The organism is Paenibacillus soyae, assembly GCF_024623455.1.
GTDB classification, from domain to species: domain Bacteria; phylum Bacillota; class Bacilli; order Paenibacillales; family Paenibacillaceae; genus Pristimantibacillus; species Pristimantibacillus soyae.
Genome location: NZ_JANIPJ010000012.1, coordinates 171,461 through 190,531 on the forward strand (window position 1 = coordinate 171,461; position 19,071 = coordinate 190,531).

General features: G+C 55.7%; 12 protein-coding genes. All 12 read right to left on the reverse strand.

Translation table 11 applies throughout. The features are described 5' to 3' along the window. Window positions 1-4: 4 nt before the first annotated feature. The gene (locus NQZ67_RS17300; protein ID WP_257448330.1) at window positions 5-1,276 is read right to left on the reverse strand and encodes a rhamnogalacturonan lyase family protein; all 1,272 of its coding nucleotides are present in this window, start codon (window positions 1,274-1,276) and stop codon (window positions 5-7) included. Between the two features lie 71 nt (window positions 1,277-1,347). Beyond that, complete coding sequence (locus NQZ67_RS17305) at window positions 1,348-2,916, reverse strand: extracellular solute-binding protein (protein WP_257448332.1); 1,569 nt, start codon at window positions 2,914-2,916, stop codon at window positions 1,348-1,350. Window positions 2,917-2,982: 66 nt separating this feature from the next. Then, on the reverse strand, window positions 2,983-3,870 hold the full coding sequence (locus NQZ67_RS17310) for a carbohydrate ABC transporter permease (RefSeq protein ID WP_257448334.1): 888 nt from the start codon (window positions 3,868-3,870) through the stop codon (window positions 2,983-2,985). A gap of 19 nt (window positions 3,871-3,889) precedes the next feature. Then, complete coding sequence (locus tag NQZ67_RS17315; RefSeq protein WP_257448336.1) at window positions 3,890-4,852, reverse strand: ABC transporter permease; 963 nt, start codon at window positions 4,850-4,852, stop codon at window positions 3,890-3,892. A 169-nt stretch (window positions 4,853-5,021) separates the two neighbouring features. Continuing rightward, window positions 5,022-7,349: an AraC family transcriptional regulator gene (locus NQZ67_RS17320; RefSeq protein ID WP_257448338.1), complete on the reverse strand. Its 2,328-nt coding sequence runs from the start codon at window positions 7,347-7,349 to the stop codon at window positions 5,022-5,024. Between the two features lie 202 nt (window positions 7,350-7,551). Next, window positions 7,552-8,202: a rhamnogalacturonan acetylesterase gene (locus NQZ67_RS17325; RefSeq protein WP_257448340.1), complete on the reverse strand. Its 651-nt coding sequence runs from the start codon at window positions 8,200-8,202 to the stop codon at window positions 7,552-7,554. A 253-nt stretch (window positions 8,203-8,455) separates the two neighbouring features. Further along, window positions 8,456-10,522, reverse strand: coding sequence for an Ig-like domain-containing protein (locus NQZ67_RS17330; protein ID WP_257448342.1), 2,067 nt, complete (start codon window positions 10,520-10,522; stop codon window positions 8,456-8,458). Window positions 10,523-10,659: 137 nt separating this feature from the next. Then, window positions 10,660-12,783 (reverse strand): alpha-L-fucosidase, encoded by a 2,124-nt coding sequence (locus tag NQZ67_RS17335; RefSeq protein WP_257448433.1) that lies wholly within the window; start codon window positions 12,781-12,783, stop codon window positions 10,660-10,662. Between the two features lie 97 nt (window positions 12,784-12,880). Then, window positions 12,881-14,578: an ABC transporter substrate-binding protein gene (locus NQZ67_RS17340; protein ID WP_257448344.1), complete on the reverse strand. Its 1,698-nt coding sequence runs from the start codon at window positions 14,576-14,578 to the stop codon at window positions 12,881-12,883. A gap of 35 nt (window positions 14,579-14,613) precedes the next feature. Then, window positions 14,614-15,510 carry a carbohydrate ABC transporter permease gene (locus NQZ67_RS17345; protein ID WP_257448346.1) on the reverse strand — a complete coding sequence of 299 codons (897 nt, stop codon included), beginning with the start codon at window positions 15,508-15,510 and terminating at the stop codon, window positions 14,614-14,616. 16 nt (window positions 15,511-15,526) lie between these two features. Beyond that, window positions 15,527-16,480, reverse strand: a complete 954-nt coding sequence (locus NQZ67_RS17350; protein ID WP_371825321.1) for an ABC transporter permease — start codon at window positions 16,478-16,480, stop codon at window positions 15,527-15,529. Window positions 16,481-16,653: 173 nt separating this feature from the next. After that, complete coding sequence (locus NQZ67_RS17355; RefSeq protein WP_257448350.1) at window positions 16,654-19,008, reverse strand: helix-turn-helix domain-containing protein; 2,355 nt, start codon at window positions 19,006-19,008, stop codon at window positions 16,654-16,656. Between the last annotated feature and the right edge of the window lie 63 nt (window positions 19,009-19,071).

The window sequence follows — 19,071 nt, forward strand, 5'->3', positions numbered from 1 at the left end:
CTCCTTAGCGGTACTCTCCTCCGGGGTACAGCGTGGAGCTGTACAGCCTCTTCGGCTGCGTCAGCGGAGCCCACGGCCGGCGGGGCTTCAGCTCCATCGGACCGCTCGCAAAGATTCGAACCTCGTTTTGGTTATAAATGAGCACCTGCTCCTTGCCCGAGCCAACCAAGTCCGCATGCGCGACATAACCATCCGCCGGGAAGGTCACAGCCGCGTTCAGATGTCCGTCGTACAGCGTCGGATGGATGCCGCCTCCGCGGCGATACGCCAATATATAGTCGAGCGGACCGTCATCCCAATTCGGGAGCGTCTCGATAATCGTCAGCCATCCGCTTGTTTGCCGGTCTTCCTTCCACACTTCTCGCCCTTGCGCGTCGAGCAGGAACAACCCGTCCTTGCCTTGGTCGGAGAAGCCGCCTCCGGTATCACCGCGCCGGATCCGGTCGAGCCCGGCGATTTGCAGCCCCGGCATATCATTCCGGAATTTGCCCAGCGCGACATGCTGGGATTCGATCGAATCCTCATAACGCCATAGCTCGTTGCCCCGCGCATCATACATGACGGTCACGCTGCCGCCGATGACGATCTCCTCTTCTCCGTCCGCGTTCACGTCGCCGACCCAGATGTAATCCGCGTGATCGTCTAAATCCTTGGCCGACCACAGCTTCTTTCCGTCATGATCAAGCAGGTCATAGCCCGCCATCACTTCGTCGCGGCCGTCTCCGTCGAAGTCGTACACCCAAGGAAAATGGCCCGGATTGCCTTGATGCGTCCATAAGAGATTGAAGTCTCGGTCCAATGCCCAGAGCGTCCTGTAACGGTCCTTCAAAATGATATCCGCCGCATACGATCCGCCGCTTAGATTGGCGATGATGATGCAATCGTGCGCGAGCTCCGACGGCAATTCGAAGGAGCGCTTCTCTTGCCCCGTTCTCCCATCCAAGATGAAGAAGCGCTTATTCATGACGCACAGCACCTCGCAGCGTCCGTCGCCGTCAATGTCATAGAGCTGGGCCGGATAATCGGAGCCCGGCCCGCCGCAATTCGGATCGGGCGTGCCGACCTGCCACAGCACGTTGCCGTCCAGATCGAAAGCGGTCATGCATTGCACCTGATGAGGAACATACCGATCATCGATTCCTCCGTCCGGCTGCACCATGACGATTTCCATACGGCCGTCTCCGTCGAGGTCTCCGAGGAGCATTTTGGTTCGCAGACCGGCTTGGCTGATGTCTAATGTTTGAATGAGAGCAGAACCTGCATCGCGTTTTGTCATCGTTATTCGCCTCCAATGAAGCAATAGACAGTGCGGCGATACGCTCGCGGCACTGTCTATCGTCCTCTTACCTACTTCTGAGATTCCTTATAGAGCCTGTTGATCTCCTCGATATAATCGTCTCCGCCGGTTTCTCTCCACAGCTTGACAGCCGCGTCCAGTCCGGCGTCGTCGATCTGGCCGACGATGTATTGAATCCGCGCGTCCGCGATGATGTTGTCCAGCTGCTGCCCTTTCTGAGCGTACACTTCGGATACGAGCGGCTGCGCCGGATTGGCGACAACGATCTTCTCGTTGGCTGCCTGAACCTCGGCGATCATGTTGTTGATCTCCGTTTGCTCCAGCGTCGGCGTATCCGGTCCGATGAACGTGAGCATTTGATTTAGGCCATTGTATTGCTGCAGCACGCCGGGATCTAGATTTTCCTTAGGCACGATGTAGCCGTCGACCATGTCGTAGTGCGTGCCTTCCAAGCCGTATCCAAGCAGCATTTGCATTTCCACGTCGCCTAGCTTATCGATGAAAGCAAGCACTTTCTTCAGCTCTTCCTCCGTCTTCACCGCGGATTTCGAGATCGCGAGCATGCCCGCATAGCCCGTTGTCGGCATATCCCGATGTCCCTTCGGACCGACTGGCGCCTGGAATACGTTGGTGTAGGAGGTGTCTCTCGGCTCCTTCTCCTGCATAGGGCTGTTGAGGCGGCGGGCGTTATCCGCCACATCCACGAATACGCCGGCTTCGCCGTTCACGAACGGATCGTTCCATACGGCCGAATCCATGACCGCGAAGTCTTCGTTGACGAGCCCTTCCTCGTACAGCTTGCGGAAAAACTTCAGCGCTTCCCGATATTCCGGCGTCATGTGCGTCGGCACCAGATTGCCGCTTCCGTCGTCGCCCCAGCCGTTCGGCGCGCCGAACCATACTTGCATGATGTCCCAAGGCCCCGCGTATTTCGTAATAACGACGCCATAAGTATCGTCCTTGCCATCTTGGTCCGGATCCTGTTCCTTGAACGCCTTCAGAACATTGTAGAACTCGTCGATCGTCTTAGGCGGCTGCAAGCCGAGGTTATCCATCCACACTTTATTGAGCGTAACCCCCATCCGTCCAAGAACGCGCTCGCGGTAAATGCCGTAATTTTTGCCGTCGATGGAGGAGTTGTTCAGCACGATGTCGTTAGCCATGCTCAAATTCGGGTAGTCCTTGAGGTATGGCCCCAATTCCCAGAATGCGCCGGCGCGAGCCGCGCTGATGAAGCTTGGCGTCTTGTCCACGACCATAATGCTCGGCAGCTGGCCGGATGCAAGCGTAATGTTCACTTTATCAGGGTAAGAGCTGTTCGGGACGAACTGAATGTCCACATCCGTATTCGTGTACTCCTCGAGCTTCTTGATGACCGGACTGTCGGCATTCGGAAGATTGGTATCGAAGGACTGCATCATGATGCTGATCTTATAAGGCTCTTCTTGCTTCTCTCCGCCATCGGTCTCGGTCCCGGTATTCTGCGTGCTCTGCGGCGGCGTGCTTTCCTTGTTCCCTTCCGAGCCTTCGTTGCCGCCCGAGCAGGCCGACAGCAGCAGCACCGACGACAAGACGAGGAACGCCAAGTTTTTTCTTAACCCTGATTTTTCTTTTTTCATGAAATGCCCTCCTCTTTATGAATAGATGAATCGATGCATCTATATAGATATCACGAACGTGATGATCTACCCTTTGATGGAGCCTAGCAGCACGCCTTTGGCGAAGTGCTTCTGCAGGAACGGATAGACGAGAAGAATGGGAAGCGTGCCGACGACGATAACCGCCATCTTCACCGATTGATCCGGCGGCTCCACGAAATTCGGATCCATGGCGCCCATATCGCCCGCCGCCATCTGCGATAGCATGACGATCTCCCTCAGAATGACCTGCAGCGGCCATTTCATATGGTCGTTCAGGAACAGCAATGCGGAGAAAAAGTTGTTCCAGTGGCCCACCGCGTAGAACAGGCCGAACGTCGCGATGATCGGCTTCGACAGCGGAAGCACGATGCGCCACAGCACCCCAAGGTCGGTACACCCGTCGATCCGGGCCGATTCCTCGAGTCCCGGCGGAAGCTCCTGGAAGAAGTTTTTGATAATGATCATATTGAACGCGCTGATCGCGCCCGGCAGAATAACGGCGGCGTACGTGTCGAGCAGCCCGAGCTCCTTCACGACCAAGTAACCCGGAATCATCCCGCCGCTGAACAGCATGGAGAAGACGACCAGATTCATGATGACGTTGCGTCCCATCAAGTCTTTGCGGGAAAGCGCGTAAGCCATCGTGAACGTGAACGCCAGATTAGCGATCGTGCCGGCTATCGTTATGATGACCGAGTTGATCATGCTTCGGGATACCGTATCCGTCGAGAAAATATATTGGTAGGCGGAGAAGGACGGGTCCCGCGGAAAGATAAAAAATTCCCGTTCCATCAATTCTACTTCCGTCGCAAACGATCCCGCGATAATGTAGATAAACGGCAGCACCGTCACCAGCGCCAGAAGTCCAAGAAACAAGTAGTTCAATCCGTCGAACAGCTTCTCGCCGATCGAGTCATGTTTGCTGCTGTTCATTCTCCTTCACCTCCTCTAATTAGAAAATGCCTTCTTGTCCAAAACGTTTGGCGAGACGATTGCTGCCGTAGATCAGCAGAATGCCGACGACCGATTTGAACAATCCGATGGCGGTGCTGTAGCTGAACGCTCCCTGCGTGATCCCGACGAAGTAGACGTACGTATCGAAGACGTCCGCGACCGACCGGTTGAGCGAGTTGGTCATCAGGAAGATCTGCTCGAAGCCGTTGTCGAGGAAGCTGCCTAGCCGCAAGATCAATAAGATAACGATCGTGCTGCTGATCGCGGGAATCGTAATATAGATGAGACGCTGGAATCGGCTCGCGCCGTCCACGACCGCCGCCTCGTATTGCTCCATGTCAACGGAAGCGAGAGCGGCCAAGAAGATGATCGTTCCCCATCCGGAATCCTTCCACATCATCTGAAGAATGATCATCGGACGGAACCAGTCCGTATCCGCAAGGAAATTAATCGATTGTCCCGTCACCGCGGCGACTAACTCGTTAATAATGCCGCCCGAGGTCGTGAGGAAGACGTACGTCATGCTTGCCACAATGACCATCGATACGAAGTGAGGCACGTATACCAGCGTCTGGACGATCCGTTTGAAGTAAGCGAGCCTCACCTCATTCAGAAGAAGCGCCAATATAATAGGAGCCGGGAAGAAGAACACCAGATCGTAAATGGCCAATATGAGCGTGTTGCGCAGCAGCCGGAAAAAGTCCGGGTTGGCGAAAAAGTTGCGGAAGTGCTCGAACCCTACCCATTCGCTGTTCCAGAAGCCAAGGAACGGCTGATAGTTTTGAAAGGCGATCAGCACGCCCCACATGGGCAAATATTTGAATACCAGGAAGTACAGCAAGCCAGGCACCAGCAAAATGTACAGCCACTTATCTTTTTTAAGCTTGGACAGCCAGCGCCTCCGCTTAGGGATGCCCTGCCGGGCGGATACTTCGATTTCAGATTGCAGCGCCGTATTCATCCACTCACCCTTTCTCTTCTTTTGCGCCGGAATGTTATCGCTTACATGACCAAGTATCGCGTCAGGCCGAACAACTTTCAATTGCCTATTTTTGTACGAAAAAAGCCTTGAAAATCAAGGCTTCGTCGTACCTATGGAACTTTTTTGGCGGGGTGGTACTCTTTTGTTTTTACGCTTCCGCCTGCTCCCTGAACTGTCCGGGAGTAATGCCTACCTGCTTCTTGAAGATGCGGTTAAAATATCGTTGTTGATAGCCGACCTCCCCGGCAATATCGTTGATTTTCAGATCCGTCTCGCGCAGCAGCGTCTTCGCTTTCCCGATTCGAAGCTCCGTCACGTAATCAATGAAGTTAATGCCCGTAAACTGTTTGAAATATTTGCTGAGCGTGTAGGAGTTGGTGCCGACCAAGTCGGCGCATTGTTCAAGCGAAATATCCGAAGTAAAGTGGGCATGTATATATTCGATCGTCGACTCCACGAGCCGTTTCAGCTCGATGTTCGCCCTCGCGTCTCTCTCCTCGATGAAAGGCACGATGACGTTCTTCTTCATCCAGCGGAGCATCTTCTCCGGCTCGCGGATTTGCGACAGATGCCCGAACATGTTCTCCCCGCGGAACAGCTGATGCGGACTGAGACCGGATTGAAGGATGGCATGCTGCATGGTGCCGAACAATTGCAGCATGCTTTGCTGAACATGAATTTCCGTGCCGCGTGCGGAGAGAACCTCCTGCAGGAACAAGGTGACGAGCTGCTCGGCTTCGTCCTTGTCTCCCGCTCTCATCGCGTGGACGATATCGCGTTCGAGCGCAAATGGATAATGCGTCTCGCTGGCGTCGTTGTGGGCGGGCAGCTGCTCCATATGAATCAGCTGATTCTGGTTGACGAACTTCCGGTAGCCGGTCGCGCGCTCCACTTCCATATACATATCGGGAATTTGCTGAATCCGCTCCATCTGGGCGCTGATCGTGATCGTTACCTGCATATGAATGATTCCGTTGATGGCCTTCGTAATATCCGTCCCGAGCGTCTGCAGCCGCCCGGATATCGGCTCGCCATCCGGGTACATAACGAGCACGGCAGCGGTCAAATCATGGAAATTCATGACGCTGTATTGCTCGAATTGGTGCGCCGCAAGCTCCTCGATAATATTGGAAGCCGTGAAGGTCACCAGGCTTTCATCCCCTTGCGAGAACCGCTCGGTCAGGATGTCGTACCCCGTTAGCTGGATATGCATAATGCGGAATTGGTGCTGCTCGATGTCCCATCCGTACAGCTTCATCCTTGCTTTCAGATCCTTCTCCGAATAGGAGCCGAGATGCCCTTGCAGCAGCTGCAGCAGGAAACCCGATCTAACGTGCGCTCTTTGTTCCTCAAGCCTCATGCGAAGATTCAGGCTTTCATTGTGCAGCTGGTTCCACTGATGCTCCAGGAACTGGAATTCATCCATGCCGCGCTCGAGATCCTTGCTTTTATGTCCGGTTAATAGGCCAAGCAGCCTCTCCACCGGCAGATACACCCGGCGCGAAGCCAGCCACGAGAGAATAAGCGCAAGCAGAAGCCCCGACACGCTGACGATAAAGATCGTGTTGGAGAGGGTGATGACCGAAGAGGTGATGGCCGTTATCGGCGTAGCCGAAATATACGTCCATTCGGAGGAAAGCCTCGCCAGCTCTCCGTACGAAACGGAATACGTAATTCCGCCTTGGTCGAGCATGAAGGTTCCCGACGGTTCGGGCCGGCTTAGCACTTCGGCGCGGAGCGCTTCATCGAGGGCCGTTTCTTCGGCATTATCCGCGACGAGCACCTCTCCGTTCTTGTCGAGCAGCATGGTGGACCCTTCATTATAAGGCGTCATGGTCTTGAGCAGATTCATGACTTTATCCCGTTTGAGCTCCGCAACCAGCACCCCGAACGGCGTGCTGCTGTCCCCTGGAATTTTGTGGACGAGAACAATCGGTTTGTAGATGCTCCCGGCGTTGTCCTCCTCGACAGGCAGCCAATCCGTCCAGTAAATATTCGAGCCTTCCCCGATGAACCGTTCAAAGCCGCCAATCCGCTCTCCATCGTCCAGCATGTAGAATTCAGGCTGGAACAACACCGGATCCACCCCGTTGATATACAGCTGGACTTGATTAATGAGAGGATGAGAACCTTGAAGCATGAAGAGCGTCTTGGTAATATCGTAGGTTTCCCTGAACTGATACACGAAGTCCATTTCCTTCAGGCCGGAACCGAAACGCGGGTTAAACGCCCAATGGGAAATATCGAGCTCCACGGAGCCGAATTGGTCGTCGATGTTCTGCGCGCGTTCTTCGATTTGGTTTTGATGAAGCTCCCCGATGTTTTTCTCCATGGGACCGACCGCGAACCAATAGGTAAACACGGCGATAATCAACCCCGGAACGCTTGCGGCCAACAAGAACCATATGAAGCTTTTACGGTAAAAGCTTCGATTTTTTTTCCCTGATTTCATAAAGCCGGACAGTCGCTGCAGCAAGATCCCCCACCCCCACAAATAGATAACAAAAGAAACCGCTTTCAATTTTCGTTATAAATAAATTCACACCTTTTGATTTTTTTAAAAGTATACACGATCAATTCAGGGTATTCCATGTAAAAAAATAGAAGCGATATGTATATTTCCCTTCCCGCGCAAGGAAAAGCCTTGGACACCAAGGCTTTATCACTGTCGCTTATCCCTAAGCACGGGGGAACAAATCAATTGGCAGCTTCTTCACTTCTTCCGCGACTAGCCGCGCGATCCGTTCCGCTCCCGTTTCGGTGAAATGCGTGTGGTCGGTACCGTTCACCGAAACCATGAAGTAGCTTCTCGCCTCTTCAACCCCGACGGACGCATACTCATCCAGGCTCCTGCTCATCAGATCAATGAGAAACACCTCTTCCTCGGCGGCCAGCTGCTTCATCGCATGGCAGTAATCCGGGAAATCGTTCAGGAAGACGCCATTCTCCGCATGCAGTCTCCCGACCGGCGTGATCAGCACCGGGATCGCGCCGCGGCCACGGGCTCCTTCGATGTACAGCTTCAGATAGGACCTATAATCGGTATAAGGATCCGTGTATCGTTCGGGTCTGCTCTTCGTGGAGTCATTGTGGCCCATCTGGACGAACAAATAGTCGCCTTCCCGCATCTCTTCCAAGATCGCGTTCAAACGCCCTTCCCCGACGAACGTCTTCGAGCTTCTGCCTCCGATCGCCCGGTTGACGAAGCGGACTTCGTCCGGAAAATATTCGGCGATAAATTGACCCCAGCCCGCCTGCGGCGCATGCTCCGGCTCATAGGTCTGCACCGTGGAATCACCGGCCAGAAAGACGCTTACTTTATATGTCATGCAATCCTCTCCCCTATAGAACATTGGTTCGTTTGTTTGCACGACTATTGTAAGCGTCCGTTCTATCCCCTGCAATTGCACTTTTTTGCAGCCGTGGTTTCCAGCCTCTTGAACGCATCTCGGAGAGCGGGTTCCCGAGAGCTTGTCCGACTATCTGTGATCGTGCACCTCTCTGTGATGCGCGCGAAAAGGAAAAACGACCGCCCCGGCGGGCTGAGCCCGTTAACCGTGGCGGTCATTCATTTAGCCTATATTAAATACCCGTGAACAGAATGCTGATATCCTCGTTGCCGTTTTTCGTCTTCCATCCATTGAAGCCGGCCGCGTCGGTGATGCCGGGTTTGAACGTGAGAGCATACACTCGGCCCGGCGTCAGGTCCTTGGCCAGCTTCAGCGTCACCTCGGTAACGACCGCTCCCGTATTGTTCAATTCGTCGTGGGAGATGCCGACGGCGTCTCCACCCTGCTCTTGGAGAGCGAAGGACGTTTCATTTACGTTTTTCACGGGCTCGCTGAAGACGACTTTGATCGTCGTCCGATTCATGACGATCACCTGTTTCGCGTAAGGCGCCTCGTTGGCGGCGACGGTTCCGGCAAACGTAAGTTCGTTCGCGCCGTCCTGCGTGAGGAGCGACGACACGCCCGTTACCCTCGCCGTATATACGTGGCCGGGTTGGAACAACGCCGGATTCGAATCGGAGCCGGTGCGGAATTGGACGACAACGACTCTATTCGTTCCCGGCTTGCGTACGGCGTATTTGCTCCAGCCGGTCATCGAGACGTTAGCCCCGTTATCCTTGAGAATCGTAACGACAAGCGATCCGATGTCCGAATCTTTGATATCTCTGTCGAACGTGACCTCGATCGTGTTCTCGTTAACCGCCGCGATGCTTTGAAGCTTCACGGGGAGAACCGGATTCGAGATGCCTCCGAACAGCAGACCGGATTTCGTATCCATCACGTTGCCGGACAGATCGGGGATGCCCGAGACGGTCAGGCTGTATACGGTTTTGTCTTGCTGGGCGGAGGTTCGCAGAGTAACGGTGCGTCCTTCGCTATCCAGGGTGGCCGATACGATCGTCAAGCCGCTGATGCTGTACCTTCCCGTCTGAACGGCGATGTCGCGATTCACCTTCTCGCTGAATTTGACGGTCAGCGAGGCGTCGGCGTTCACTTTAAACTCCGATTCGACGATGGTCGGCTTCGTCCCGTCGTTGCTGCCGACGATGGACAGATCCGAGCGCGTATCCATCACGTTGCCGGCGAGATCCTTGACGTTCTTGACGGTGAGCCAGTATCGGACGTTGTCCGCCTGATTCGACGTGGTGAGCGTCACCTGTCTCTTGTCGGTCGAAAGCTGGATCGACGTTACCTTCAAGCCGCCGGAGAACGAATAATGGGATGGATTCGTAGCCGTCCCGTTCTCAACCGGCTCGGAGAAGGTCAAGACATAGATACGAGACGTCACGCGGTCGAACGCGGTGATCGTCGGCTTCGTCATGTCCGATCTTGTGGACGTATACGCCCATGACCGGCCGTCGACCGTTAAGAAATGCGTACGGTTCTCGAGCTGGTAGCCTGTCGTGAGCAATACCGACATCCCGTCGGCGCTGACCGTCGCGAGATGGATAGGCACAACGTTACCGAGATCGTCCCGCAGCGTGAATCTGCCGATATCCGCCGACTCGGCCTTCGCCTTTAGATTCACCCGTACCGTCTGAACATTCAGCGCCTCGACCGACCTCACGTCGAGCAGACTTCCCCAGCCCGTATAGACCGCGTAGATCGCTTCCACGAGCACGCCTCGCGTGGCGTTGACCGTATAGTCCTCCCGAGGGGCAATCCAGCCTTTGCTGATTGCGGTTCCGACCGCATTCTTCGCCCATGGCGATACTTTGCCCGCGAAGACGACGTTAGGGTAAGCGGATACGTTATTGACCTTCAGCAACACGACCGCAAGCTCTTCCACCTTCACGGGCGCGGTCGGCTCGAATCGGTTATTCCCTTTGCCGACCATAAGCCCTGAGTTGCGAACCGCCTGAACCGCCGTGAACGACCAGCGCGTCTTCAGCACGTCCGCGAACGCGGGCGTCGTATTGGAATGAGGCAATTCGAGAAGCTTGTAAAGCACGGTTGCGAATTGTTCGCGGGACATGGATTCGTGAAGGCGGGAGGACCCGTCCTCGAAGCCGGTCATGATGCCCTGCTGCTTCAGTACTTGGAATTTCTCCTCCGTCGTGAGCCCTGCCGCGCCTGCGGCCGGGACGGAGAGGGTGAGCAGCATCGCGAACGCGAGCAATGCTAGGGCGATTTTCCTCATTATGGCATTCCTCCTATAGGATATATGCCGGCACCGCGGTAGAACAAATAGTCCGAGAACAAACGCTAGCCGGCAATGTACCTATTTAACGATGCCGGATAGGAAAATGTTTCTGTCGAAACCTGTTATATCCAAAACTAGTCAAAGTTCGAGCAAACCTCCGGAAATTCGCCTCTCTTTCCCATTCGAATGACTGTATACAAAGAGTCCGTGTCGACTCGAACCCGCCCGCCTCCGGAGCCGTCAGGCTCGGGCAGCAGCTCGCGGCGAATCGGATACATCATCTCCGGGGCGCTGTGGCGTCCCGCGTCCTGCAGCAAAACCGTAAACCGAAGGCGCTTCGGCTGTTCTTCGTTCAGCACGTGCAGCTGAAGCTCTCCCTGCTCCGTCAACATCCATGTCGTCAGCGTTTGCTCAGGCAATCCTTCCACCCGGACGGAAGGCGGAGCCCAAGCCTGCATCAGCCCGCGAAGCCATTGGCCCGGCCAGTGCCACCGCTGCCCTTCCTGCTCGGCAAATCCTGTCTGAACGGCAAGCGTCCCCCTCGCCATCGCGAACAGGTCAAAGCCAACCAAAACAACCTCGCCTGCTCCAGTCTGCCGCCGAATGACAGCCGGAGCGCCCAGCTCGCCGGAAGGCTCGGGTGACCGCCAAGCCATCCACCGCTCCGCTGCCGTATCCTCCTCGAACAAGGGAGCCGAGAAGCGTCCCCACACGGCGGTACCCGGGAGCGGATCCATTCTTAACCGCGGCCCGCATACGGCCAGCGGTCCCTTCAAAGGCTCCTCGCATAGAACATGCTCCGGATCGAATTGCAAATAGCTGCCGATCCCGTTCTGCTGGTAGCGCGTATCTCGCCCAAGCAGCCTGCAGCCGAATAACGATTCCCAGATCGCTTCCCCTTCCGGACCGTACAACGTGCCGTCTCGTTGTCTCGGCACATCATCCAACGTCACGATAGCCCGGCCGCCCGCGCGGACATATTGCTCCACTCGGAGCCATCCTTCCAACGTCATCGACTGCGCGCCCGGAACCAGCATCAGCCGGCCCGAGCGTTCCTCGCGCCACTCCTCCGCTTCGATAATCCGGCAGCCTCGGCGCTTGGAAGCGCAGAGCGACATGGCCGTCTGCACCGCTTGAAGATGGACGCTGGACCGTTCCCACCAGTGCGGCTGGAATCGGCTGTATGCGGGATCGAATCGATGCGACAATTCGCTATACAGGATCGAGATGTCGCTCGGCGGCGCGCCCTGGCCCCAGAAGGCCTCGGCTGCCGACACCAGCTTATAGGCGGCTTCGATCCGGTCCCACTCCGGTCCTACCGGACTGCCGTCTGCTTTCATCGACTCGCTGTACAGGAACGGGCGGGCGCCCTGCATGCCAATGCTGATCAACTCCCTCGCCACTCGGGTTACCGGCGTATGATCATAGACGCTGCCGATATTGCCCGGCCCGACCTGAGGGCATGTCATCGTGTCCCGGACAAACCCCGCCGACAAAAAATTGCCCGCCCACGGCTCCGCGAAATGGTAATCGTAGACGCGGCGTATGGAACGAGGCATGCCGGCATTGCAGCCGTTCGTCGTGAACATCGTCCCCGGGCTGACTTCCTGAATCAACTCGTGCACGCTTCTAGCGAAGGGCAGCCAGTACTCGGCCTCCTCGTAATCATACAGCTCGCGCCAACGCTCATTCGCCTCGCTGCCCAGCGGCATGCTGCGCCCCGTCGCCTTCTTATATTGCTCCTGGCATGGGCCGCAGAAGCACAGCACGGAGGGGAAGCAATCGAGATACAGTCCCTCCGGCTTATAATTTTCGAGAATTTCGCGCAGCTGGGCCAGCATGTACTCCCGATATCCGTGGCGAATGCAGCAGCGGAACCAGCGCCCTCCCGCCCGAATCGGCCGTCCTTCCGCATCGATAGCCTTCCACTGCGGATGCGATTTGGCTGCATAATGATCCGTATCGACGCTGTAATAGACCGAGACGGCTGCCCCGGCTCCTTCTCCGGCTTGCTTCAGCGCCTGCAGCAGATCCAACCCGGCTTCCGCCGCTTTGGGATGTACCGGTCCGATTCGGCTCGGATAATACGCATACCCCCAGTGGTCCTTCGCGTAGACAATCATGTTATCGAACCCCGCGGCGCGTATCCGATCCGCGTAGACCGAAGGATCGAACCCCGCGAAGGTCACTTCCGGCAAATCTCCCCGATGGCAATCAATCAAATAGCCTCTCCTACCTGACAGCAGCTTGTTATTCATTGTCAAACGCCGCGGCCCCCTTTCATCAAAGGCTTTCCATGAAGCTCACCCGCAGAGCTGGAGTGACGGCATCTGCGGGTGGGCGGTTGAAGCAGCTCTATTTCATTGTGGAAGCTTTGGCTTCATAAGCCTGCTGGTAAATTTCCAGATAACGCTTCAGATTCATCTGTTCCAGACTCTTGAGGTAATCGTCCCAATCCTTGGTCAAGTCCTTATCGCCGGTAATGAACCGCGCCAGCGATTCGTCAACGTAGTCATTAATCGTCTTCTGCAGATCCGCCAGCTCCGCCGACTGCTCGCTCGTAAAGAACAGATTCGGCAGCACCATGTCCCCGCTTGCCCGATAAGGCTCGTAATTCTCTTTCGTTTCCTTGAACAGCATCGGCTCCAGCGATTGCTCCGGATTGTTCACTTCACCCAGCCGCATATCGTTCGAACGATAGGACGGACCGGTCTGCGCCCATGAGTCGTTCTGGATCTGCCCGTCCGGCAGCAGCCGTTTCCATACGGCCGGCTTCCCGTTAATGCCGATCTCGCCGTCCTTCGCCCACGTCCACTGCTTCTCCGGGATACCGACGACGGAACGGAGCGTCATCTCCAGGTCGTACAGCGCGTCGGCCAGACGGAAGGCGGCCTCCGGATTTTTGGCCGCTTTCGTAATAACGAAGTTGCCTCCGTTCGGATGATAGGTGCCGACCGGCGCGACTTGTAGCCCGCCTGATCCCTTGAGCGGCGCCAGCGTCGTGTATTCCTTCCATCTGCCGCTCGCGCCGTTGTCTTGCGTCAGCTCGCCCATATAACCGGCTCCCGATGCCCCAAGAATCGGCACGTCCGGATTCTCGCCGAGCTGCCTGAGCTGGGCGCCGTCCTGCGTCAACGCCTGCGGATCGAGCAGCTCTTCCTCATACAGCTTGTGCAGGTAAGCAAGCCCTTCCTTCCACTCCGGCTTATCGAACGGCACGTCTGCTTTGCCCCCGTTCAGATAGACGTAGTTGGCGGGGTTGTAGATAAACGCGTTCATCAAAAACTTGTCGACCCGGGTTTCCCAGCCCTTCGGTCCTCCGGAGAGCGGGATTTCGTCCGCTTTGCCGTTCTTGTTCGGATCCCGCGTCTTGAACGCCTTCAGCATCTCGTAAAACTCGTCGGTCGTGGTCGGCTTGGCGATGCCGAGCTCATCCAGCCAAGGCTGGTACACCCACATCTTCTGTATCATCGAGCAGTGATAGCAGTCATTCGGGCTTGGCAGGGCATAGATGTTGCCGTCCGGCGTCGTTATCGCTTCCTTGATGAGCGGATTCTCTTCGAATATCCGTTTCGTTTCTTTGCCGTATTTGTCAATGAGGTCGTTAAGCGGGATGATAATGCCTTGGCTGCCGTAGACCATTTGCTGCGCGTTGGATACCCACATGCTCATAATGACATCCGGCAGATCGCCTCCGGCAAGAACCAGATTCAGCTTCTCGGCCGCCGCGCTGCTCGGCACGATGTCCCATTCAATATGGATGTTCGTCTTCTCCTCTAAATATTGGGTAAAGGCATTGGTCGCGAAATTTTCCACGGCGCCATTCTCCATCGCCATGATGCGAATCGTCGTTTTCTCTTTGGTAATCGGGAATTCGCCGGCAGGAGACACTTTCTCCTCCGCAACAGGCGCCGGTTCCGCTGTGGCCTGGTTATTGCCTCCTTCTCCGCTGGCGGCCGTCGGATTCGGATTCCCTTCGTTTTTCGCGCAGCCCGCCAGAATGATCATCAGACTGATGAAGATTAGCAGCCCTGCTCGCATTCTCTTTTTCATGCTTGAACCCTCCTTGTTTACGTTCGCAGTCCATATTAACCTTTCAACGACCCAATCATGACGCCTTTAATGAAGTGCTTTTGCGCGAACGGGAATACCAGCATCAGCGGCAGGGTTGCCACTACGATGAGCGAGTATTTCAGCAGCTCGCTTAGCGCTTGCCGGCGGGACAGCTCCGTCACGTCGGCTATCATGAGAGGACTGATTTGATTTTGGATCAAAATTTCTCGCAGCACGATTTGCAGCGGATACAGCTCGCGGTCATGCAGGAATAGCAACGCGGTGAAATATTGGTTCCAGTGGGCCACTCCGTAGAATAAAGCGATCACCGCGATAATCGGCCCGGACAGCGGAAGGACGATCTTCCATAAGAAAGAGAAGTCGGTGCATCCGTCGAGCTGGGCGGCCTCGAGCAGCTCCTCCGGAATCGTCGTCTGGAAATACGTTCGTGTCACAATCATATTCCATACCCCAAGCGCCCCCGGAATAATGATGGCCCACACGGTATTGAGCATCCCGAGCTCCTTCACGAGCAGATAGCTGGGGATCAACCCTCCGGAGAACAGCATCGTGAACAAAAACAGAAACAGGAGGAGCTGCCTGCCGTAAAAATCCCGTCTCGCGAGCGGATAGGCCGCCAGAATCGTCACGACGATGTTCACCGCCGTCCCCGCGACCGTATAAACAATCGAATTCAAGAAGCTTCTGCCGATCAAGTTATGCTTCCATACGGCTTCATAGCCGTCGAGCGTAGGATTTACGGGCAGCAGCCACACTTTGCCGGACATGACGGCCAGCGGATCGCTGAAGGAAGCGCTTACGATAAAAACGAGCGGATAGAGCACGACGAGCAGAAAGATGGAGAGAAGCAACATATTGATTCCGCTAACCAGCTTATCTCCCCGCGACTCCGCCAGCGTATAGGGCCTCATTGGTCTTCCCTCCCTCCTACCATAGACTAGACTGGCCGGCTCGCCGGGCGATCTTGTTCACCGCGACCAACAGGATAAGGCCGATAATCGATTTAAACAGTCCGATTGCCGTTGAATACGAGTAATTCACCACTTGGGAGGTGAAAGCAACCTTGTACACATACGAATCGATCACTTCGGAGGTGCTCAAATTGAGGGGGTTCTGCATCAGCAGCACCTTCTCGAAGCCGCTGTCCAGTATGGTCCCCGTATTCAAGATCAACAGAATCACGGCGACGGGCATGATGCCGGGCAGATCGATATGCCACATGCGCCGCAGCTTGGATGCGCCGTCGACGACAGCCGCCTCGTGCAGCACCGGATCGACGCTCGCCAGCGCGGCCATGTAGATAATGCAGTTGAAGCCTACGGTTTGCCAGATGCCCGACCAGACGAAGATCGATTTGAAATACGATGGATCGTTCATGAAGCCGACCGCCTCGAAGCCAAACAACCGAATAAGGTTGTTCACGAGCCCATGGCGCGGCTCCAGCATCTCCAGAATGATGCCGACCATGACGACGATGGAAATGAAATAAGGAGCGTAGCTCACCATTTGAACCGTGTTCTTAAACAGCCGGTTCTTCACGTCATTCAAGCTCAAGGCGAGCAGAATCGGGAACGGAAATCCGGCAGCGAGCGAATACAGGCTGAGAATAAGCGTGTTGCTCAGGATGCGGCCGAATTCGTAAGAACGGAAAAATCTTTCAAAGTGCTCCAAGCCGACCCACTCGCTGCCCAGAATACCCGTCGAAGCCGTATAGTTTTTGAAAGCGATGACAATTCCGTACATAGGCACATATTTGAACAGAAGCAGGTAGAACAACGGAAGGGCGATTAAGGCGTACAACCGCCATCCTCGTTTCATTTTCCGCCAGGCAGACGTTTTTTTCGCTGCCGGCGCGGCCGGGGTCCTGACGGATGCTCGCATATCCCGTTCGTACACCTCCCTTGCAAGGAATGGAATCGTTTTCTGCAGAAAACTGTAGCTCCACCTTACCTTGGCTTCGATTTCTCGTAAAGCTGAACCTGTTCGCGCATTGTTCCATAGTTAAGAAAGGCCCCTTCACTCGCTTGTGCAGCGGATCGGGGGCTGTGCAACGGTTAAGAACTTGGGGTTTGAAGACCTTCTTTTCCAATTCCGGATTCCCTATAAGTCGTCGCACTGAGACCGTGCATCCGCTTGAATGCGCGTCCGAAGGTATTAAGCGAGCTGTAGCCGACTTGCAGCGCGATATCGTATATCGGCAGACGAGTGTTCAAGAGCAGCCGGCGCGCCTCGTTCATCCGGACTTTCTCCAAGTAATCGGAGAAGTTCTCTCCGGTCTGCTCTTTGAAGAACTGGGACAAATAAACGCGGGAGATATCCAGCTCCGCAGCCGCGCTTTCCAGACAAAGCTCCTGCTCGGCATAAGCTCGCTCGAGAAGCTGTGTAATGCGCGAGAGCAGAGCCTGGTTGCCGCTTTTCTTCCGGTCGCCGGCCTGCCTGCAGATCTTCTCGACGGCCTGCTGCGCTTGCCGCAAGCCCTCTTCCAATGCCTCGAAGCCTAACGGCGAGTCCGTACGGCCGGTCATGAACTCGAGCAGCGGCTGGGTCTCTGCTCCCGCCTTCGCGTATAGCTTGAACACCGTCCCCCATACCTCATGAAATAACAGTCTCAACATAGGGATCGTGAGATGTCGGTTTGTCAAATTGGCCTCGCGCAGTTCGTCGAAAAGCCGGGCCACCCCCTGCTCGTCGCCGGCCGCCGCGCAGTTGATCAGCCTGGTCTGCAGCTCCGGCGGATAATAGTAGAGATGATGCTCTCTCGGAGTGTCATCATAATGAATGATTCCTGGCTGGTTGCGCCAAGCTGAATAGTTCAGCGCTTGGCGAGCCTCTTCGAAGGATCTGGCGAGCTCGATTAGAGAAGGATACACGCCTCCTGCGGCCAGAATCGGCGTCGCTTCGGCTTCTTCGCCGGCCCGCGCGTATAGCTGCTCCAGCAGCTGCGCCAGCTCCTGCCGGCATTGTCCCTCCCGGGCATCGCTTAGGGCGAACAACAGCACGATTTGGTCCGCGGCCATGTCATGCAGAAGTCCGCGGGCTCCAAGTGCCTTCGCCAGCAGCTCTTTGAACCGCAGCCGCACGATGCCAAGCTCCTGCCACAAGTCCGCATGGTACGATAAGCGTTCATATCCGCGAAGCTGCACGATGACTGCGGCGTAGTACGGCGCGCCCGCAAGCTCCATGCCGACGTGAGAGGATTGTGCTGCAGCTTCTTCGGGGTCCGTAATGTCGCCCTTCAGCAAACGTTCGGCGAAAGCCGATCGGAGCAGGGGCGCTTGCTCTTTCAGCTGGCTCTCCAGCTTATCGTTATTGTCCATTAGAATCGCGAGCTTGTCGCGGATCAATCGGTAAATATCGCGGCGGGAGCCGACATCTCCTCCGAAGCGATTGGCTAGCTGGTTAAGAATGGATTGTACGGGTCGACTGCTGCGGTAAGCGAGCCAGCAGGAGATCGCGATGCCGCCCCCCAGCGCAAAGACGAGAATCGTCATGAAGATCGTCTTGATGTAATCGGCCTTCTCCAGGATGACGTGCTCCGGCTGCGCGGCCACGTAGGTCCAGCCATTGTACTCGGAGGTCGTATAGGTGACGAACATCGGACGGCTTCGAGTCGGCTCTAGAACTCCCTCTCCTCCGATCAGTTCGCCGCGGCTGACAGGGATGGCTTCCGCTTCCGCGACCCTTTCGCCCGAGCGCGAAGAAACCGAGCTTACGACTCTCCCCTGCTCATCCAGTATATAAGCGATCCCCCCATCGGAAATATCAACGCCGCCGAGCAGCTTTTGGATCTCCTTGTTGTCGATGAGAATGGCGATAACCCCTTTTTGAAAGCCGGGATTGCCGATCGACTGAAGCACCGTAACCAGCGAATAAGGCTGTCTGTTATAGGTGACCTGCCCGGCTGGCAGCACCTCTTTCGAATAGTAGGCGTCCATCCACCTTGAACGCCATTCTTCATAGGATTGACCTTTTATCTGCATCACATGGTCGTAAAACTTAGGCATTTCATAAATCGTATCGTCCGAGAGGACGAGCCCGCTGCGGGAATAAAGGATAAAATAGTCAAACACGAAGTTATTGTAGAGAGAATAACTCGCTAATCGCTTCTGTGTATCGAGCAGCAAATACGTCGTCGCGCCCTGGAACGGCTCTTCGATGTCCTGCAGCCTGGTCAGCCTTGAATCGCTGTACAGCTCCTGCGCGATCCGGTCGATATCCGCCAGCCTTCGGTCGAGCGTGGTGCGGCTCTGCTCCAGCAGACTGCGGTTCACCTTGACCGATTCCTCCCGCAGAAGCTCGGTCGTTCTCTCCTGTACAATCCAGCCTACAGACATGAACAGCACCAAAAAAACCAAATACGGCGCCACCATAAGAACGAACACTTTATTTCGTTCAACGATCCGCAGCACGGCCTTCCCCTCCCCGGCAGCTATTGCAGCCTTTTTTCCGCCTTTCTTCCATTATGAATCGAA